This is a genomic window from Cohnella xylanilytica (genome assembly GCF_014212175.1).
Classification (GTDB): Bacteria; Bacillota; Bacilli; order Paenibacillales; family Paenibacillaceae; genus Cohnella; species Cohnella xylanilytica.
The window spans coordinates 1-17,992 of the sequence record NZ_JACJVR010000120.1 but is presented as its reverse complement, the minus strand read 5'-3'; the positions used below and the strand labels follow the sequence as shown (position 1 = coordinate 17,992).

Annotated in this window: 19 protein-coding genes; 9 read left to right on the top strand and 10 right to left on the bottom strand. The window is 59.2% G+C overall.

The window, feature by feature from the left end; genetic code table 11:
* Positions 1 to 376 precede the first annotated feature (376 nt).
* The 3 genes from H7B90_RS28235 to H7B90_RS28225 form a co-directional block, all read right to left on the bottom strand.
* Entirely contained in the window at positions 377 to 967 is a 591-nt protein-coding gene (locus H7B90_RS28235; protein WP_185139249.1) for an ATPase, read from the bottom strand.
* Positions 960 to 1,136: a hypothetical protein gene (locus H7B90_RS28230; RefSeq protein ID WP_185139248.1), complete on the bottom strand. Its 177-nt coding sequence runs from the start codon at positions 1,134 to 1,136 to the stop codon at positions 960 to 962. The genes H7B90_RS28235 and H7B90_RS28230 overlap by 8 nt, the downstream gene beginning before the upstream one ends.
* A gap of 63 nt (positions 1,137 to 1,199) precedes the next feature.
* Positions 1,200 to 3,323 carry a multicopper oxidase family protein gene (locus H7B90_RS28225; RefSeq protein ID WP_185139247.1) on the bottom strand — a complete coding sequence of 708 codons (2,124 nt, stop codon included), beginning with the start codon at positions 3,321 to 3,323 and terminating at the stop codon, positions 1,200 to 1,202.
* 153 nt (positions 3,324 to 3,476) lie between these two features.
* Between H7B90_RS28225 and H7B90_RS28220 the strand changes: the two genes are divergently transcribed.
* Positions 3,477 to 4,175 carry a response regulator gene (locus H7B90_RS28220; RefSeq protein WP_185139246.1) on the top strand — a complete coding sequence of 233 codons (699 nt, stop codon included), beginning with the start codon at positions 3,477 to 3,479 and terminating at the stop codon, positions 4,173 to 4,175.
* Positions 4,165 to 5,517, top strand: coding sequence for a sensor histidine kinase (locus tag H7B90_RS28215; RefSeq protein WP_185139245.1), 1,353 nt, complete (start codon positions 4,165 to 4,167; stop codon positions 5,515 to 5,517). Before H7B90_RS28220 ends, H7B90_RS28215 begins: the two co-directional genes overlap by 11 nt.
* On the opposite strand, the gene H7B90_RS28210 is transcribed toward H7B90_RS28215, so the two are convergent.
* The 6 genes from H7B90_RS28210 to H7B90_RS28185 form a co-directional block, all read right to left on the bottom strand.
* Positions 5,508 to 6,530 carry a DUF3231 family protein gene (locus tag H7B90_RS28210; RefSeq protein ID WP_185139244.1) on the bottom strand — a complete coding sequence of 341 codons (1,023 nt, stop codon included), beginning with the start codon at positions 6,528 to 6,530 and terminating at the stop codon, positions 5,508 to 5,510. The genes H7B90_RS28215 and H7B90_RS28210 overlap by 10 nt on opposite strands.
* 97 nt (positions 6,531 to 6,627) lie before the next feature.
* Positions 6,628 to 6,903, bottom strand: a complete 276-nt coding sequence (locus tag H7B90_RS28205; protein WP_185139243.1) for a hypothetical protein — start codon at positions 6,901 to 6,903, stop codon at positions 6,628 to 6,630.
* Positions 6,893 to 8,167, bottom strand: a complete 1,275-nt coding sequence (locus tag H7B90_RS28200; RefSeq protein ID WP_185139242.1) for a hypothetical protein — start codon at positions 8,165 to 8,167, stop codon at positions 6,893 to 6,895. Before H7B90_RS28200 ends, H7B90_RS28205 begins: the two co-directional genes overlap by 11 nt.
* A gap of 13 nt (positions 8,168 to 8,180) precedes the next feature.
* A complete protein-coding gene (locus H7B90_RS28195; protein ID WP_185139241.1) occupies positions 8,181 to 9,002 on the bottom strand; it encodes a hypothetical protein in 822 nt (273 codons plus the stop codon).
* Entirely contained in the window at positions 8,999 to 9,688 is a 690-nt protein-coding gene (locus H7B90_RS28190) for an ATP-binding cassette domain-containing protein (protein WP_185139240.1), read from the bottom strand. The genes H7B90_RS28195 and H7B90_RS28190 overlap by 4 nt, the downstream gene beginning before the upstream one ends.
* Positions 9,685 to 10,131 carry a GntR family transcriptional regulator gene (locus H7B90_RS28185; RefSeq protein ID WP_185139239.1) on the bottom strand — a complete coding sequence of 149 codons (447 nt, stop codon included), beginning with the start codon at positions 10,129 to 10,131 and terminating at the stop codon, positions 9,685 to 9,687. The genes H7B90_RS28190 and H7B90_RS28185 overlap by 4 nt, the downstream gene beginning before the upstream one ends.
* A 249-nt stretch (positions 10,132 to 10,380) precedes the next feature.
* Between H7B90_RS28185 and H7B90_RS28180 the strand changes: the two genes are divergently transcribed.
* From H7B90_RS28180 to H7B90_RS28150, 7 genes are all read left to right on the top strand, one after another.
* Entirely contained in the window at positions 10,381 to 12,012 is a 1,632-nt protein-coding gene (locus H7B90_RS28180; protein ID WP_185139238.1) for an ABC transporter substrate-binding protein, read from the top strand.
* 77 nt (positions 12,013 to 12,089) lie between these two features.
* On the top strand, positions 12,090 to 13,019 hold the full coding sequence (locus H7B90_RS28175) for an ABC transporter permease (protein WP_221482209.1): 930 nt from the start codon (positions 12,090 to 12,092) through the stop codon (positions 13,017 to 13,019).
* The gene (locus H7B90_RS28170) at positions 13,016 to 13,882 is read left to right on the top strand and encodes an ABC transporter permease (RefSeq protein ID WP_185139236.1); all 867 of its coding nucleotides are present in this window, start codon (positions 13,016 to 13,018) and stop codon (positions 13,880 to 13,882) included. Before H7B90_RS28175 ends, H7B90_RS28170 begins: the two co-directional genes overlap by 4 nt.
* A 17-nt stretch (positions 13,883 to 13,899) precedes the next feature.
* Positions 13,900 to 14,640, top strand: a complete 741-nt coding sequence (locus tag H7B90_RS28165) for an ABC transporter ATP-binding protein (RefSeq protein ID WP_311772828.1) — start codon at positions 13,900 to 13,902, stop codon at positions 14,638 to 14,640.
* A complete protein-coding gene (locus H7B90_RS28160) occupies positions 14,637 to 15,401 on the top strand; it encodes an ABC transporter ATP-binding protein (protein WP_185139234.1) in 765 nt (254 codons plus the stop codon). The genes H7B90_RS28165 and H7B90_RS28160 overlap by 4 nt, the downstream gene beginning before the upstream one ends.
* Before the next feature lie 13 nt (positions 15,402 to 15,414).
* Positions 15,415 to 16,473, top strand: coding sequence for an aminotransferase class V-fold PLP-dependent enzyme (locus H7B90_RS28155; RefSeq protein ID WP_185139233.1), 1,059 nt, complete (start codon positions 15,415 to 15,417; stop codon positions 16,471 to 16,473).
* 106 nt (positions 16,474 to 16,579) lie between these two features.
* Positions 16,580 to 17,713, top strand: a complete 1,134-nt coding sequence (locus H7B90_RS28150) for an amidohydrolase family protein (protein ID WP_311772827.1) — start codon at positions 16,580 to 16,582, stop codon at positions 17,711 to 17,713.
* Positions 17,714 to 17,754: 41 nt separating this feature from the next.
* Here the strand turns inward: H7B90_RS28150 and H7B90_RS32615 are convergent.
* On the bottom strand, positions 17,755 to 17,992 hold a 238-nt coding region (locus tag H7B90_RS32615; protein ID WP_221482207.1), incomplete at its 5' end, for a hypothetical protein.

Sequence of the window (17,992 nt, the reverse complement as noted above, 5' to 3'; positions counted from 1 at the left end):
TGCCTTTCCGATTTCTGTGTTGAGCGGATCTATCAGCCGGATTCCTTCATCTATATATATTCCTTGAGCATCCGGTAACATGACCTTCTTCTAGCGGGGCACTTCGAATAGTGGGGGCATTTGATATGTCCGGGCTCGGAGTCGCTTCCCTTAGAAGCTCCATTTTCCCCCGGTTGGCCCCAAATAAGATCGCTGGGGTTCGTTAGAGAGCAAGGCCTATAAACCGAGGATTCGGATACGCGGAAAAAAAGGGTACCCCTTATACGGTTGGATTCCACCGCCTTCAGGGTACCCCTGTTCAAATGGATGTCTTCGAACGGTTGATGAAGTACAGGTTATCGTGCAAATCATATAGCCGCGTTTATGCGTCTGCTTCTTACGACTTCTGTACTTTCTGAAAAATAGATTCCCCCCATTCCGGAAGCAGATCCGAGCGATAGGTTACAGAACCATAGTCGATACAAAGAACGATCTCGCCTTCCGCATGACTGTTATCTATGACAATCAAATGATCTATCAGTTGAAGATGCGCGATTAAATGATTCAACGAAGTATGATGCCTTCTAGCTATATCTTCGGAGGCTATATGATGCCCCCCATTCTTAACACGAACCGCAACTCGCTCGATATTCAAGCGATAGTCGCCTAATCCGACATAAAACATTGTAACTTTAAACCCGTTCGCCTTGGCATCCTGCATAAGACGAATTCCGTTTCCCCCAGCCAATGTTGTTTCAACCGAGAAGTCGCGCTTGTGTCGAATACAATCCTTGGCCAATTTAATGGCTTCTTTCCCCGCGGATACTCTACGGCTTTCCGGACGAATCGAATCGATCCCCCGCGCCAGAGCATCGGGGTCGATATTAACGCTTATTCCAAGTCGATCGACAATGAGGTTCCGAATCGTGCTTTTCCCGCTGCCGTTGTTCCCGGCGAATAGATACATAATCGGCGGCCATTCATGCATGGGGGGCCTCCTTCTCCGCAACGGGAATAACATTGCCGTCATTATATTCCTTCACAATCTGGCCTTCTGCTGTCTTATATACAATGTATGTTTCATTAGCCTTTGCATCCAACTTTGCGCGTTCGCCGGTTAGTTTAATAAGCTTCTGGAGATCTTTGATTGGGTTCATGCATTTTCACCGTCCCGTCACAAAGGATCGACATTTGACTCCGATTATACCACAATGCGAGAGTCAATCCGGCAAATTCCCGGACCTCGTTCCGACTTCGTACGAGGGCAGGACGTTGTCGTACATGAGATGCAGAATCATGCCGGTCGCCGCATGGTCCAGATTGTGGCAGTGGTCCATCCACATGCCCGGGTTATCCGCGACGAACGCCACTTCGTACGATTCGCCGGGAAGCACGTTTAGCGTGTCGGTCTGCCATGGCGTCTTCACCCTCTCGCCGTTCTTCTTCAATACCGTCATGTGGTGGCCGTGAAGATGCATCGGATGCTCGGCCAGGCTCTTGTTCGCGAAGGTCGTCTTCACTTTATCGCCTTCTTGGACGACCAGCGTCGGCACATGGGGGTACACTTCCCCGTTGATCGTCCACAGCATCGTGAATTTTCCATTGTAGAATCCCATCTTGTTCCCGAGGATCATCTCGAATTCCCGATCGAACTTCTCCGCCGTCGTCAGCTCGTTCGCGACGCCCTTCCCGTAATCCGACGGATCGAACAGGCCGGAATCCGCTTGGAAGGTCGGGTTCGCGGGAGGAATATCCGGATAGAACACGACGGTCGGATCGTCGGCGTCCCGATCGTCCCCAAGCTTGAACAGAACGGGACGGTCCGGCATCGTGAAGACGACGTCGTATCTCCCGCCCCCGCCGATCCGGAACGCGGTTCGATCGGCGATGAGACCCGGCTCCTCGATCGGAACGCCGTCGATGTCCGCAATCCGGTAGTCGGCGCCCTGCAGCAAGTACTTCCGGGACAGCTTATCCGTGTTGATGACTCGCAGCCGCATTCGGGTCCCGGGCTCGACTTTCTTCCGCCGCTCTCCGTCCTCGGTTCCGAATGCGTTGACGCGGCCTTTATCGGTTTTCCAGCGGTGATTGATCAAGATAACCTCTTCGTCGGCCTTCTCGGTCTCCTGCGCGGGATCCACGATCAGCGCGCCGAACAATCCCTTGGACACCTGCTCGGAAGCCTGCTGGTGGGAGTGGAACCAGTAGCTGCCCGCTTGCTCGGCCCGGAATTTGTAGGTGAACGATTGCCCCGGCTTCACGACGTTCTGGGTCATGCCCGGGACGCCGTCCATCGCGTTCGGAACGTTGTAGCCATGCCAATGGATCGTAACGCCCGCTTCGACGTCTTCGTTGACCAGCTTCACTTCCACCATCTCGCCCTGCCGGACGCGAAGGACCGGAGCGACTTCCCCGTTATACGTCCAGGCGTCGATCCGGGCTCCGGACGCCAGCGCAATCTTGCTCTGCCGCGCCGTCAATTCGAACTTGCGATCCGCGGGGGCCGTAAGGTCCCCCGTCAAGGCGGCTACTTCCGCCATCGGGGCCGAATTCGCGGAAGCTCGCTCCCCGCCCGAGTGCCCGTGATGGTGCTCGGAGCCGGCCATCCGCGTCGGCGTTCCGCCGCCCTCGTCCATATTCGCGTGATTCATCATATCGGAAGCTTCCGGCAATCTCGAGGATTGAACGCCAAGCACGGCGTTGACGACGACGATCGCAACGGCCGCCATGGCCGTCAAGAGGGCCGCGCCCGCGAATTTTACGATTCTGGAACGGCGGCTTCCCACAAGATTTCCTCCATTTAACCCCATCCGATATCTCCTCCTTACAAAGATCGCGGGTACGGCAAGAAGGAGCGCCGCAAGCGCCGGTCTCATCGCGATATCGAACAAGTCGGGTTGAATCGGCTGGGCGATGACCGTGCCGGCGAAGGCGATGCCCGACGCGAGCGTCAGCGCGTAGCAGGTCAGAGGCACGGCCGGAGCGGCGGCCTTGAGCCACGTCTCCCTCGTCAGAGACTGCTTGTTCGACTCCCCTAATCCGATCAGACGCCGCACCGTAACGATCGAGCCATAGACATGCAGGATCAGCAACAACGGAACGGCCGTCTTGAAGGTGCCTTCGACGAACAGCCACCCGCTTTGAACCAGCAGCCGGATATTCAACGCGTACCAGAACGCGCCGATCAAGAGCGCCGCGCAGCTTATCGCAAGCAATAGGCTTCTCCTTCTTTTCAAACTCCGATTGTGCTTGGCATAAGGCAGGCCCGTCGCCAGCAGGCTGGCTAACGCCCACAATGCCGTCATGGCGGAAGTCGATAAAATTCCGGCGATCGTCTCGAACATCTCGTCTTCTCTCCTCGCTCTCGTATCCCAAACCTCTCATTCGCAATGCTACAGCCGAAATGTTGCGAACTTATGGAGAAAAAATCGAGAGGTTGTGGCGAATGGCAAAGTCCGATAAAGTGAGGAAGACGAGGTTGCGACGGAGGGATGGGCGTGGGGATTCAAGTGCTGATCGTTGAGGACGAGGCGAAAATCGCGTCGTTGATGGAATCCTACCTTCGGACGGAAGGATACGAGGTGTTGACGGCAGGGGACGGGATCGATGCCGTGCGGCTCTATTCGAGAAGCAAGCCGGAGATCGTCATTCTGGACTGGATGATGCCGAACTTGAACGGATTGGATACCTGTCGCAAGTTGAGGCAGCTGGGTTCTCCCGGGATCATCATGGTCACGGCCAAATCCGAGGAGAGCGACAAAATCGTCGGGCTCGAGATGGGAGCGGACGACTACCTGACGAAGCCGTTCAGCCTGAGGGAGCTGGGCGCGCGAATCCGATCGCTGCTCCGGCGGATGAACCCGGGCGGGAACGACGATGCGGCCAGCGTGCTTCGCCGGGGCGAGCTGGTCATCCGCGAAGACGGGCTGCAAGCGTTCGTCGGAGACCGCGAAGCGCATCTCACCCCGACGGAGTTCAAGCTCCTGCATCTGCTGGCCTCCAAGCCCGGCCGGGTGTACAGCCGAATGCAGCTGCTCCGGCACGCCTTCGCGGACGAATTCATCGTCGACGAACGGATCGTGGATTCCCATATCAGCAAGCTTCGCCGCAAATTGGAGAACGCCGGCCAGCCGTACGACTACATTCAGACCGTGTACGGCTTCGGCTACCGGTTCGGAGCGGAACATGAGAATTAGAACGAAGCTGATGCTGTCGATGAGCGTCTTGCTCGTCTTCATCCTGCTCTTCCTGCTGGCCGCCACGCATATTCAATTTTATATCGCCCGGGATTACGCGTATCGGGAGGATAAAGCCTCCTTCGAAGCTTTGCGCGAGGAGTTCCAGCGGTACTATGCGGATCATGGCCGTTCATGGGAACGGGCGGGGACCTTCGAGTTCGATCGGGCGCGCGGCTTCGCCGAAGTTCTCCTGTACGCGGACGGAGTCCCGCTGTATCGGCAAGGGCATCTGAGGGTCGACGAGCTTCGGAACGACGGCTACCCTCTAGTGATCCGTTACGACGGGCAGAAGGCCGGCCGTCTCTACGTCATGAACGACGAACAGCTCAAGACGTACGAATTCAAGAAAATGTGGTATCGCTTCTTGCCCAATGTCGGCAGGGCGTCTCTTCTGTTCACCGGTCTCGCCGCTCTTCTGACCATCTGGATCTTATCATGGAGATTGACGCGCCCGGTTCGCAGGATCGTTCAGGGGATCGAATCTATTCAGCAAGGGAACGAATCCGCATCCTTCCCTATCCGAAGGAAGGATGAATTCGGGGAGATCTCCAAGGCGCTTCGCGACATGAACGAATCGCTCGCGAAGGCGGAACGCGCCCGCAAGCAGCTGCTCTCCGATGTCGCGCATGAGTTGAGAACCCCGCTTATGATCGTCCAGGGAGAATTGGAGCTCGCGCAAGAGACGGGCGACACGCTGTCCCCGGACAAGCAATCTTCTATTCTGGACGAAGTGTATCGACTGTCCCGATTGGTGCATGAGGTGCTGGATCTGTCCAAGCTGGAGGCGGGAATGACGGAGCTTCGTCCGGGCGAGGAGAATCTCTCGTCGCTTCTGGAGGAGTTGGCGGACAAAATCCGGTTTCTGGCGGAGGACAAGCAAATTCGGCTTACGCTGGACGGGCCGGAGGAGGAGGTGCGCGTCTCCGTCGAGAAGCCGCGCATTCTCCAAGCCCTGTACAACCTCTTAACCAACGCGATTTATTATACGAACCCGGGCGGACAAATTCGGGTCTCTCTCGAGCGGGCGATCGTGCCGGACAAGCAGCGGCCCTATGCGCGGATCCGAATCGAAGATTCCGGCGTCGGCATCCCCGAAGCGGATCTTCCCCATATATTCGACCGCTTCTACCGGGCGGATCATGCCAGGGCGCGGCCGTCCGGAGGCACCGGTCTGGGACTCGCGATCGCGCAGCAGAATGTTCTCGCTCATCAAGGCTGGATCGACGTGCGAAGCGTTGTGGGCAAAGGCTCCGAATTCGCGGTCTATCTGCCGGTCCTTCCAAGTTCTTCTCAGGATTGAAGCAGCTTATTGCGATTGGTCGCGAGAGGCGGCTGCTCGAGCCATTTGTTCTCCACCATCAGGTCGAAGGTATCTTTGGCATACGCCATCACCTTCGCGATAATCTTGGTGTAGTGCGCCGCGAGATCGACCCGCATCGATAAGGACAAGGCATGGGAGATCAGGAGAATGTCGACCGAGTTCAAAATGTGGATCATCGAGGCGATAAATTTGTCCGAGAACGGAGACACCGTCGAGTCCGTCACTTCCATGGAGATGGGCACCGTTCCGAGCAGACTCACCTGCTGCAGCAGCTTGTTGAAGAGTTCGATTTGCTGTTCGCTGATTTTCTTGCCTTTGAGAAACAGGTTCTTTAACTTCTTGTCTTCCATCACTTGCGCGAACCCGAGCGTCAAAATCACCGAGAAGTAATTCCGCTCGATATTGAAGAAGATCTCGGACAGCTCGATCGCGTTGAGAGGCCGCTTCGAACCGAATAACCCGTCCAGGAAGGAGTCGGCCTGAACGTATTCGACATTTTGGGGGTAGTTCATTTTCGGCGGACGGTCGTAGATGCCTTTCTCCAGCATCATCCGCACCGCCTTGCCGAACATCTCGGTAGTCGTATGGATGCATTCGGTGAAGAAATCCAACACGTCGAGCCGAACGTTATTCGAGGCGGTAAACCCGAGGTTGATCATCCCCAACCGATTCATCATGTAGATGAAGCTTAGGGTGAACGTGTCGTGGAATAGAGGAGGAGCGGCCAGGTTCACGTCGCCCTCCGAGAACCCCGCAGGAATCGGGAAGTTCTCGTCCAGGAAGAACTTCTTGATTCGCGCCACCCGGCCTTGCGATATTTTCAAAGCTTCGTCCGCCAACGGAACGATCTGTCCGTCTTGAAGATGATGACGGAGGTACGTAAGAAAACAAATCGTCATGCCCTCTTGGAGATAAATCCCCCAGAGTCCCCCGATCTCCGTACTGCTTAATTCGATGTTCGTCTGTTTGACTTCGGGCTTCTGAACGGACATGATCTTCCCCCGCTTAAACCGGCTTTAGGGGCTAGTGTCCGAAGCGGGGTGGGATTTTATTCATCCGTTGTCCTCATATTACAACATAGGAATCCTATTATATTTCTTCTTGTGCTGCACACGCGACTTGAAGGGATTCGCGGAGCGCCGCCCTCTTCACCGCCGCTTGCCGTTCCTCCTCCGTCAGCGCGAGCAGGCCGGGAAGGCCGGAGACGGCCAGCAGCGCTTGGGCCGCGGCCGCGAACGCCTTCTTCTCGTCTTGAAGCATATAATAGGCGGTCCGGTACGCTTCAAGCTCGAAGCTTCGCAGCAGCCGGATCGCCTGTTCCTTCCGGGCCCGGGCGTCTCCCGCGCCGCGGAAGTCAGCTCTCATCGCGAAGACTTAAGGAAAACAGCTCCAATCGACTCCATTCCTTGTCGCCATCGCGCGTCGGATCGGCGATGACCGCCTTGCCGCGGTACAGCACCTGTCCGGTAGCGGCATCCAGCACGGCGGCCATCGATCCTCCCCCGCCTAGCGGCGAATCCGTATCATGCACCAGGGTATACACCCGCCCATGGGCGATGAAGACCGTACCGATGTCGGTTCCTCCGAGCTGCTCGGCGGTAACGGTCAAGTCGGCTTTCTTCTCTCCAGTCGCTACGTCGAACAGGGTCCAGGCGAACGTGCCGGGCGTCTCGCCATCCTGCTGGACGGAAACCTGATTTCCGTACAACTTGCACATAAAGCCGGTGCCTCTCGCGCTTGTCTTGAACGGGACAAGCAACTTTCGTTCCCCCGTCCGGTATGAATACGAATACAGGCGCGTACCAAGATTATTAATCTCTTGGGTGTTATGGGCAAGTTGCTTCACCTTTATATCCGTAACTTCGATCAGCGCATACTCGGATGGCGCGGCGAGGCTCCCCTCGGCAATCGGAGCGATTCGCAGCTCCGCGTCCACGCCGGACTCCGCCTTCAGCCCCTCCGTCAAGTTATTCCGGGAGATCAAGCTGCCGTCTTCCAGATCCAGTACATAGTCCCAAACCTCGTTCAGCCCTATGGCATCCCGCACCCTGTCCGCGACCTCGGTATGCTGCATAAAAACGAGAACGTGAAGCTGCCCTCCGACCCGCTGCACGTCCGCCGTGTAAGGGTAAGTGTAGGACTGCGAATCTTCTACCGCAACCGAGTAGCGCTTCGTCTTGCCGGAGCTCTCGTTCAGCACTTCGACCTTCAGCCGGATTCGGCCGTCCGATCCCCCGTTGTCTGCGGCGGCATATACGAGCATCTCTTCGTCCCGATACCATCCCCTAGGCTCGCCTTTGCCTCGCATGAAGTTCGGATGCTCCTTGCGAATCGCCTTCAGATCCGGGGAGTCCGGCGTCCAGGGACGCTCCCATGGAAGGAGATCCACGAGCGTATCCCGTTGAGCATATTCGCTGCCATCAGTCGTGACAGTCAGCATCCTCGACTGCATGCTTTGATGGTAAGATCCGATTAGCGATAAAGCCGCGCCTTCCTTCGCATCCCCTTCGATCGTCTCCAGCTTCAACGAGGGTAATCGTTCGTCGGACGCATAAGCGTAATAGTAGCCTAGCGTAACCAGAACAAACAGACAGAGCCCGACCGATAGAGCGTATCTCGTCCTCCTCATCCTCTTATCCCCTTTATACCGAAATTCTCTTGTTCAGCAGCCGGAAGCCGAGCGCCACCGATACCGCGGTTACGAGAAAACAGACAGCCGCTTCGATCGCGAAAATTTCCCATTGGTAAAAATACGAACCGAGCTGGTTGACGCCAAGGGCAAAGGGCGTAGCGTAAACGGCGAAGCCGCAGGCCGCCACATAAGCAGCGGCATAGCCGATGCCCCAGATGCGGTAACTTCTCTCCAGCAAAATCGCCGTAAACAGCACCGTGACCGCCATGATTCCGAACCCGTACAGAGAGACGAACTGGGAGCCGCTTAAGGGAAGAAGAACCTCGAACAGCCAATTGGACAAGATGACGTCGGTAAATACCGATTCGCCCCGTATATCCGCCGGCACGATCCAATGGAAGATCAACTGCTCGAATGCGAGCAAGATCAATTGAAATGACAGCAAAACGAAAACGAACAGGACGATAGCCGTCAGCTTGGACAAATACAGATTCCTTCGGGCGGTCGGCAGCGCGAGCAGGCGGTACATAAACGTACTGCGGCCAAGCCAATCCCGGTACCAGATCAGGAACACGTAGAACAGCAGCGCCGCCATACTGATCAGGATCGGCAGGGCGAACATCCCTTGCGAGATGCGCACTATCCATTCGAACGAGAGCTTGTCGGCGCTGTCGATGGAGAAGCGGGCGGGGTCGCGGAATTTGGCCGCCTCGTTGGAAGTCGCAATCGCGACCGTCAATATCTGCCCGACCAACGTCAAAGCCATCAGTCCGAGCAAAAAATACCGAAACCGATGAATCTCCATATGGACCAGCTTCAAGTAACGGTTCACGCCAGCAGCACCTCCCGCATCACGTCGACGACCGACTTGCCTTCTTCGTCCCGCACCCGCTCGGTGTCGAACGACCGAACCGCCCGGCCGTCCTTGAGCAGCACGACATGGTCGATCAGGTGCTCGATCTCGGCGATCTCATGCGTCGTGATCAGCACGCCGCGGCCTTCGACCCATTCGCTGGAGAACACCGACGCCACCGCCTCGCGGCCGAACACGTCGATTCCGGAGAACGGCTCGTCCATGACGACGTAATCCGTGTCCGGCGCCAGGCCCAGCACCAGATTGAACTTGGCGGCCATGCCCTTGGACAAGCTGCCGACTTTATCCCCTTCCTTCAGGTCGAAAAAACGCATCAGCTCCCGCGCCCGCGCGCCGTTCCAGCTCGCGTAGAAATCGGCCATAAATTGCAGCGCGTCCGCCAGCTTCATCGAAGAAGGCATCGCGATCCGGTCGGGAACGAAGGAGATCCGCTCGCGGCTCGATCGGTCGATCGGCTTCCCATCCAGCCGGACCGCTCCTTCCTGGTAAGGGGCGAGTCCCATAATTACCTTGAGCGCCGTCGACTTGCCGGCGCCGTTCAAGCCGGCGAGGCAGGTGATCCGCCCCTTCTCGGCCGCGAAGCTGAGTCCGTCCAGCACGTACCGGCGCCGATATCGCTTGCGGACGTTGACCACTTCGATCATTCGTCTCCCCTCCCTTGCTCGATCCCCGGCTTCTTGTCTTGCTTGTCGTCTTGCCGCCGCACCGTCTCGTATTCCCGCCGCACCAGCTCCAGCAGCTCCTCGACCGGCACGTCGAGATTGCGAATCGCGGCGACGAACCCGCCGACCGCGCTGCCGAGCAGCTCCGACCGAATCGCGCGCAATACGCCCGCATCCTGCGTGATCCGGCTCGGAGAGTTCCCTTCCGTCACGATCAACCTTTGTTCCTCCATTTCCTTATAGGCTCTCTGCGCCGTGTTGAGATTGATTTTGAGCGCGGCGGCGGCCTCCCGCCGGGACGGAATCTGCTGGCCGGGCTGCAGCCGGCCGGTCGCGATCCGTTCCTTGAACAGCCGGATGACCTGCAAGTAAACCGGATCGCGGCCGTTGAAGGCGACTTCCGTCCATCCTTCGTTCGTATTCATTCGCCCTGATCGCTTCCTTTCACAGGTGTATGTACCAAGTGGTTCATACACTATACGTGTATTATGCCCTTCATACACCTTGAAGTCAATATCCCCTCAAATATTCCAGCAAATATCGAACCGGAAATAAAGAGTTGTCAAAATAATCCTCATGTATTACTATAGCGTAAAACCAACTAAATTTATTGGTTTTATCGACTCTAGCTGCTGACAAGACCACTTGAAGCGCGCACTCCAGGAGGAAGTTACATGTCCACATTAGCAGCGCGTCTCCACAAACCATTACGGGCCGGATCCCTGATCGCGATTCTAGCGATCGCTCTGGCCGGATGCTCGGGATCCAACAATAACGCGAACTCCAGCCCCTCCGAATCCCAAAGTCCCGCATCAAGCAGCGCATCGGCGTCGGCATCGAACTCGGCTTCGGAGCCGTCCGCCGCGGGCGGAACGTTCACTTACGCCCGCCCCGCTTCCGTCACTTCGCTGGATCTGCACAACCAGATCACGGCGAACAACGCGTTCGCCATCGACAAAGTGTTCGAGCCGTTGGTCGCGTTCGACAGCGAAGGCAAGATCGTCGACTGGCTGGCCAAGTCGCACGAGATCAGCCCGGACGGATTGACGTACACGTTCGTTCTCCGCGACGGCCTGAAATTCTCGAACGGCCAGGAAGTGAAGGCCGAGGACGCGGTCTTCTCCCTTCAGCGCCACCTCGACGTAGGCGGTCCCCTCGCGATAGCGGCGAAGGTCGAATCGCTGACGGCCCAAGACGCCCACACGCTCGTCATCAAGCTGAAGGAGCCCTATACGCCGTTCATCTCGGAGCTCTCGAACTTCTCCAACGGCATCCTTCCGAAGGACTTCGGCGGCGTATCCGAAGAAGAGTTCTTCAAGAATCCCGTCGGCACCGGTCCTTTCGTCGTGAAGCAGTGGGACCCGGCCGGCGATCTGACCTTCGCCAAGAACGCCTACTACTGGCAGGAAGGCAAGCCCTACATCGACGAGCTCGTCTACAAGCTGGTCGCGGACGACAATCAGGCGATCAACCAGCTGAAGGCCGGAGAAGTCGACGCGATCGAGTCGGTCGCCCTTCAGAACGTGGGCGAGCTTAAGCAAAGCCAGGATATCGCCGTAGTCGCCAACGGCAGCTGGGTGACGGAGCAGTTGTTCTTCAACACGCTGGATGAGCACTTCTCCGACGTGCACGTCCGCCGCGCGCTGGCGCTCGCGCTCGATCGCGACGGGCTGACGAACGCGGTCACCTTCGGCTATGGCAAAGCGGCGACCTCGCTTCTCCCGCCCGCTATTCCCTATAACGCCAACGACAAGGTCAAGGCGCTCGGCTTCGATACGGAAGCGGCCAAGGCCGAGCTCGCGAAGTCGAAGTTCCCGGACGGCTTCTCGACCAAGCTGCTGATCGCATCGGGGAACAACGCGAGAGCGCAAGAGGCGCAGATCATCCAAGCCGCCGGGAAGTCGATCGGCATCGACATCCATATCGAGTCGGTGGAGTTCGCCGCCTTCCGCGACCGGTTCTTCAAATACAACTTCTCGGCGATGATCAACAGCGGGCAGGCGGATTCTCCGGAAGCCAATTCGATTCTGGCGTTCCAGACGGACCCCGAAGGCTTCAGCAAGTCGTACTGGACTCATTACACGAACGATGAAGTGACCAAGCTCTTGTACGAAGGCCAGAAGACGCCGGACGGCGATAAGCGCGGAGAGATCTACGTCCAGCTTCAGCAGATTCTGGCCGATGAAGTTCCTTATATCCCGCTCTATTATCCGGATATTTTGAAGGGTGTTCGTTCCTCCGTCGAAGGACTGGTCGTCCTGCCCAACAACAGCGTTCGATTCCAAGACGTCCGGCTGAAAGGTTGAGCGAAGCCTTGGCAGCCAACGCCTTATCCAAATAAGCCGACGGATGGTCCGCGGGGACCGCTTCTCCGCGCAGATGGCTGGCGCGCGCCCTGCTGAGGGCCGCGTCGGTTATCGTCTGCGTGGTGACGGCCGTCTTTTTCCTCGTACGACTCGTGCCTGGAGACCCCGTCAAGATGATTCTCGGGGAATACGCGACGCTTGAAGCGATCGAGAGCATGCGCCGCAAGCTGGGGCTGGATCTGCCGCTGGGGGAACAGTTCGTCCGGTTCCTCCGCAATATCGTCGTCCATGGCGATACCGGGTCTTCGATTATTTACGAGACTTCGTCCCGGGATTTGATCCTGGATCGCGCTCCCGTGACGCTGCTGCTCGTCGGGATGGCCTGTCTTCTGGCCATCCTCCTTGCGCTTCTGCTCGCGATTCTCGCGGCGACGCACAAGGACGGGCCGCTCGATCACCTGATTCGCATCCTGCCCGCCGTCACGTTAGGCATGCCGGTGTTCTGGGTGGGACTGCTGCTCATCATGATCTTCGGCGTTCAGCTTCGCTGGTTCCCCGTCGGAGGAGCGGGCGAGGGAGGGCTTGATCGGATCTACAGCCTGACGCTTCCCGCGATCACCGTCGCCTTCTCGCAGATTCCTTCCCTCGTCCGCTCTCTTAGAGCGCAGATGCTGGAGGTGTTGGAATCCGACTTCGTCGTTACGCTGAAGGCGGCGGGGATCCCCGGACGGGTCATTCTCGTCAAGCACGTCCTGCGCAATTCGGCTCTGCCCGCCCTTATGCTTCTCGGCGTCAACACGGCCTACTTGATCGGAGGCACGCTGGTCGTCGAGCAAGCGTTCGGGCTTAAGGGCATCGGCAGCCTGCTGTTCTCGGCCATCTCCAATCGGGATTTCCCGGTCATTCAGGGGATCGCCCTTTATTGCGCGTTTTTCGTCGTCGTAATCGGCCTTCTCGTAGAGATCGCTTCCGGGTATCTGGATCCCCGGACGAAGGGGGAACCATGAGCAGCGCGCAACCGGAGCTTCGGATTCGGAGGGCAAGCAAGCTGGAACGTTCGTTGAAAAGGATATGGAGCCTTCCGTCCCTTCTATGGGGATGCATCCTGCTCGCGATCCTGATCGCCGTCGCGCTGTTGGCGCCGATCATCAGCCCCTACCATCCGTCCGAGCAAAATATGGCCGCCATTCTGCAGCCCCCGTCGTCCGAGCATTGGCTGGGTACCGATCAACTGGGGCGCGATCTGTTCGCCCGGTTGATCTATGCCGCGCGGACCGATCTGAAGATCATGGCGCTGGCGGAGATCGTCCCCTTCTGCGTCGGGGTGTTCCTCGGCATGGTCGCCGGCTATTACGGCAAGTGGGCAGATGCGTTGATTACGCTCGCCACCGACACGTTCATCGCTTTCCCCTTCTACCTGATCGTCATTATCGTGGCCTTCGTCAGCGGCGCGGGCGAGAAGGGCATCTATATCACGTTTATGCTGGTCGGCTGGATCGTCTACGCGCGGGTGGTCCGAGGGCTTAGCGCTTCGCTGCGCAAGCAGGAATGGATAGCCGCCGCCCGAACGCTGGGACTGCCGAATATCAAGATTATTCTGCGACATCTGCTGCCCAACGTGCTGCCGCAAGCCGTGGTCGTGCTCATGACGGACATGGCCGTTCTGCTCGTGGCCATCGTAACGCTAGGCTACCTCGGCATCGGCATCGCGCCGCCGACCCCGGATTGGGGCACGATGATCTCCGAAGGGCAGCCGTTTATCTCGACCAAGTGGTGGCTGTCGGCCGCCCCGGGATTCGCGGTCGTGTACGCGGGGATCGCCTTATCTCTGATAGGCGACGGGTTAGCGGATCTATGGAGACGAAAATGAAAGATAGGAATCCCGTTGTGGAACTCGATGGATTAACGCTTGCGACGCGGTCCCGGCAGCCGCTCGTCTCCGGCGTCAGCTTCCGAGTCGAGGCGGGGGCCAGCCTCGGTCTCGTCGGAGAATCCGGATCGGGCAAGTCGCTCACCCTCCGATCCATCATCGGTCTGCTCCCGTCCGGCGTTCAGCGAGTCGGCGGGCAGATTCGGCGAAGCGGCAGCTGCGCGATGATTTTCCAGGACCCGATAAGGGCGCTCGACCCGCTATGCCCGGTTGTCGGGCAGCTGGCCGAGGTCGTTTATTACAGGCAGCGGGTTAGCCGGAAGGCCGCGCGTTCGATCGCTCTGGAGCTGCTGGAGATGCTCGGTCTTCCCGATTCCTTAAGAACGAAGGACCGTTATCCTCACCAGTTGTCGGGAGGGCAGTGCCAACGCATCGTCATCGCGATGGCGTTGGCGTGCAAGCCCGACCTCCTCCTGTGCGACGAGCCGACGACGGCGCTCGACGTGACGGTTCAACGGCAAATTCTCGACCTTATCGCGCGCCTTCAGAAGGAGCTGGGGTACGCCGTCGTGTTCGTGACGCACAATCTGGCCGTCGCCTCCTCGATGTGCTCCGAGCTGTGCGTGATGAAGGAAGGCCGCATCGTCGAGCAAGGGGACACCCTGCAGCTTCTGCGCGACCCGCAGCATTCCTATACAAGAATGCTGATGAATTCCGTGCTTCCGCTCCCGGAACTCGAGAGGAGGGCCGATCCATGACGGACGCCGCGCTGCGGATCGATAACGTGACGGTCTCTTACGGCCCGTTCGTCGCGCTGGATCGGGTCAGCCTGGACCTGGAGCCGCATAAGACGCTCGGCCTCGTGGGCGAATCCGGTTCCGGCAAGTCGACTCTCGCCCGGGTCGTCGCCGGATTGATCCCCCCGGACGAGGGGCGGGTGCTGCTGGGCGCCGAAGAATTGGGCAAACGCCGAACCCGCGAGCAGCATAAGAGGATCCAGCTTGTTTTCCAGAATCCGGACGCTTCTCTGAATCCCAGGCATACGATCAGGCGAATTCTGGGCGAAGCGCTGCTCTTCCATAAGATCGTCGACCGCTCTAAGGTCGCCGATAGATGCAAGGAGCTTCTCGCGCGCGTGCGGATCGACGAGACCGCGTTGGACCGGTACCCGCACGAATTCTCCGGGGGCCAGCGCCAGCGGATCGCCATCGCCCGCGCCATCGCCGTGGAGCCGAGCATCCTGATCGCGGACGAACCGACCAGCGCCCTGGACGTATCGGTGCAGGCCAGCGTGCTCGAGCTGCTGAACGAGCTCAAGTCGGAGCTTCGGCTGACGATGCTGTTCATCTCCCACGATCTGGGCGTCATCCACGCGATCAGCGATACGGTCGCCGTCATGCGGAAGGGCCGGGTTGTCGAGATCAGTCCGAAGGAGATTTTCTTCGCTCGCCCGGAGACGTCGTACGGGTACGAGCTGTTGTCCGCGGTTCCGAAAATGCCGCTCATTCCAACGAAATAAGGGGGTTGTCCCAATGCCGAATTACGTCCCTCTCTCCGCGCAAGAGTTCGAGGAGCTGCATCGCCTGCTCTCCGCGGTTCTGTCCACGCGGAACGTCCCCGTCGTCATCCCGGGCGAAGCGATTCTGGGCATCGAAGCCATAGCGGCGGGAATCGCCGCCCCCGGACGCAAGATATTGAACATCGTGACGGGTCCCTACGGAACGATCTTCGGGAATTGGCTCGCGCGGGGCGGAGCCGAGGTCGTGAACGTCCAAAGCAGCTTCGACGACGTCGCCTCCGTCGAGGCCGTCGCCGAGGCGATCGAGAATCATCTCCCAAGCGCGCTGTCCTTCGTGCAGGCGGAAGCCGCGACGGGAGGCTCCAACCCGACCCGCCGCATCCTGGAGCTGGCCCGCCGATCGGGCCTCGTCACCGTGATCGACGCGGTCTCGGCCATCGGCGCGGAGCCGGTGCCGACGGACGAGTGGGGAATCGACTTCGTCGCCGTCGGCGCGCAGAAGGGGCTGGCCGGTCCCAACGGCATCAGCGCCGTCGGAATCTCCGATCGCGGGTGGGAGTTCCTGGAGTCCAATCCGGGAGCGCCGCGCGATTCGATTCTGTCCTTGCTGGACTTAAGACGTCCGAAGGCCGATCCCTATGCCGGGCGAATCCCGCCGAACATTCCCGTTCTCGAAGCCAGGGCATTGATTGAAGCCTTGCGCCGGATCGAACAGGATGGCTTGCCGGCCGTCAACCGGCGCCACCGGCTCGCCTCGTCCGCCGCGATCGCCGGCATTCGGGCTCTGGGGCTGGAGCCGTGGCAGCGGAGCGAAGCGAGCTATTCGCCGCTGGTCACGACGGTTCGGCTTCCCGGGGGCGGCGGCCTTCGGTTGGACCGCCCCGAGGGCATCGTCGCTCCCGGAGACGGAGCGTTGAACGGCAAGCTGCTGCGCATCAATCATTTTGGCGCGAACGCCGGCCGGGAAGCCGTCGAACAGGCGATCGTCACGCTGGCCGGGCTGGCGCGGCGAGATCCGAAGGAAGCGATCGCGGCCGCGGGGGCCGTCTGGGAGGCGGAACATGGCCGATAACGTTCGAAGAGATGCGGCAGAGGCGTCGTCAGGTACGGCAGAGGCGACAGATGCGACAGATGCGATAGATGCGATAGATGCGATAGATGCGACAGATGCGACAGATGTGGCAGATGTGACAAACGCGACAGGCGCGGCCTTCAACCATATTTTCGTGGCGGGAATCCCGGGGAGACGGTTCGATATCCGGATCGCAGACGGGCGCTTCACCTCCATCGCGGAGTCCGCGTCGCCGCCGGACCGACCGGGCGAGGACTTATGGATAAGCCCGGGCGTCATCGATCTTCATACGCATCTGGCTTGGACGGACTTTCACCATGCCGACCAGGCGAAGCGGAGCCCCGGCGAGATCGAAGCGCTTCAGGTTCAAGCGTTCGAGGCGACGCTTCGCGCCGGCGTGACGACCGCGCGCGACGCGGGCGGGCTGTCGGCCAGCACCGCTCGGCGCATCCGCGAGGCATACGGCCAGCCGTTAAAGGTCGCAGCGAGCGGGGAATCGCTCGGAGGCGCGGATGCGGGGCAAGGCACCGGACATCTCGAGCGGCGGGTGAAGGAGATCGCGGACGGCGGAGCGAGCTGGATCAAGATCTTCGCGACGGGAGGACTGGGCTCTCCGCCGGATAAGGTTCTCGAGCCGCTGTTCTCGCGGGAGGAACTGTTCTCGATCGTGCGCGCCGCCCATGCGAATCATCGAAGAGTGCTGGTCCACGCATGGGGCGGAGCCGCCTTGGACTGGGCGATCGAGGCCGGCGCGGACTCCGTCGAACACGGAATCTACATGACCGGGGATCAGGCCGGCCGGCTCGCCCAAGCCGGGATCTCCTTCGTGCCGACCGCCGCCATCTATCGGATCGCCGCGGAACCGGACGGGGCCCTCGCTCTGGACGGGCCGTTCCGCGAACGGGCCGCCCGCGCCGCCGATGCGCACCCGGCCGCTATCCGGCACGCTCGGCGGGAAGGCGTGCGAATCGGCTTCGGCACGGATTTCGCTACGCCCGCGCTGCACGGCCGGAATCTCGAGGAGCTCGACGTCCTCATCGATTGCGGCTTAACCCGCGAGGAGGCGTGGCGCTCCGCCACGGAGCACGGCGCCGACATTCTCGGGTACGGGGACCGCCTCGGACGTATCGAGGCCGGCTATACGGCGGACGCTATCCTGTTCAACGCGGATCCCTATCGGGCGCGTAATGCGGAGGAGCTGCGCGGAAGCATCGTATCCGTCCTGACGGGAGAACTGTAAAACGATAAAGGTTACCTTAAGGCGATTGGGATCGACCGCCTTCAAGGTAACCTTTGTTTTTTTCCAGCCGCGATCATGACCGGTGCCCGACGGGCCCCATTTCGCCGACGCTGAAGGTTCCGCCGTTGGTAGGCAGGCAGGCGGATAAACTTGTGTGATTTTTCGAACAGCATCATCGAAATCATCCATGCAGATGAGCTTTTGTATGATTTTTCATACAACATTCGAGCAAGGCGCCTTATCGTGGAGGAATTTGTATGATTTTTCATACAAAAAATC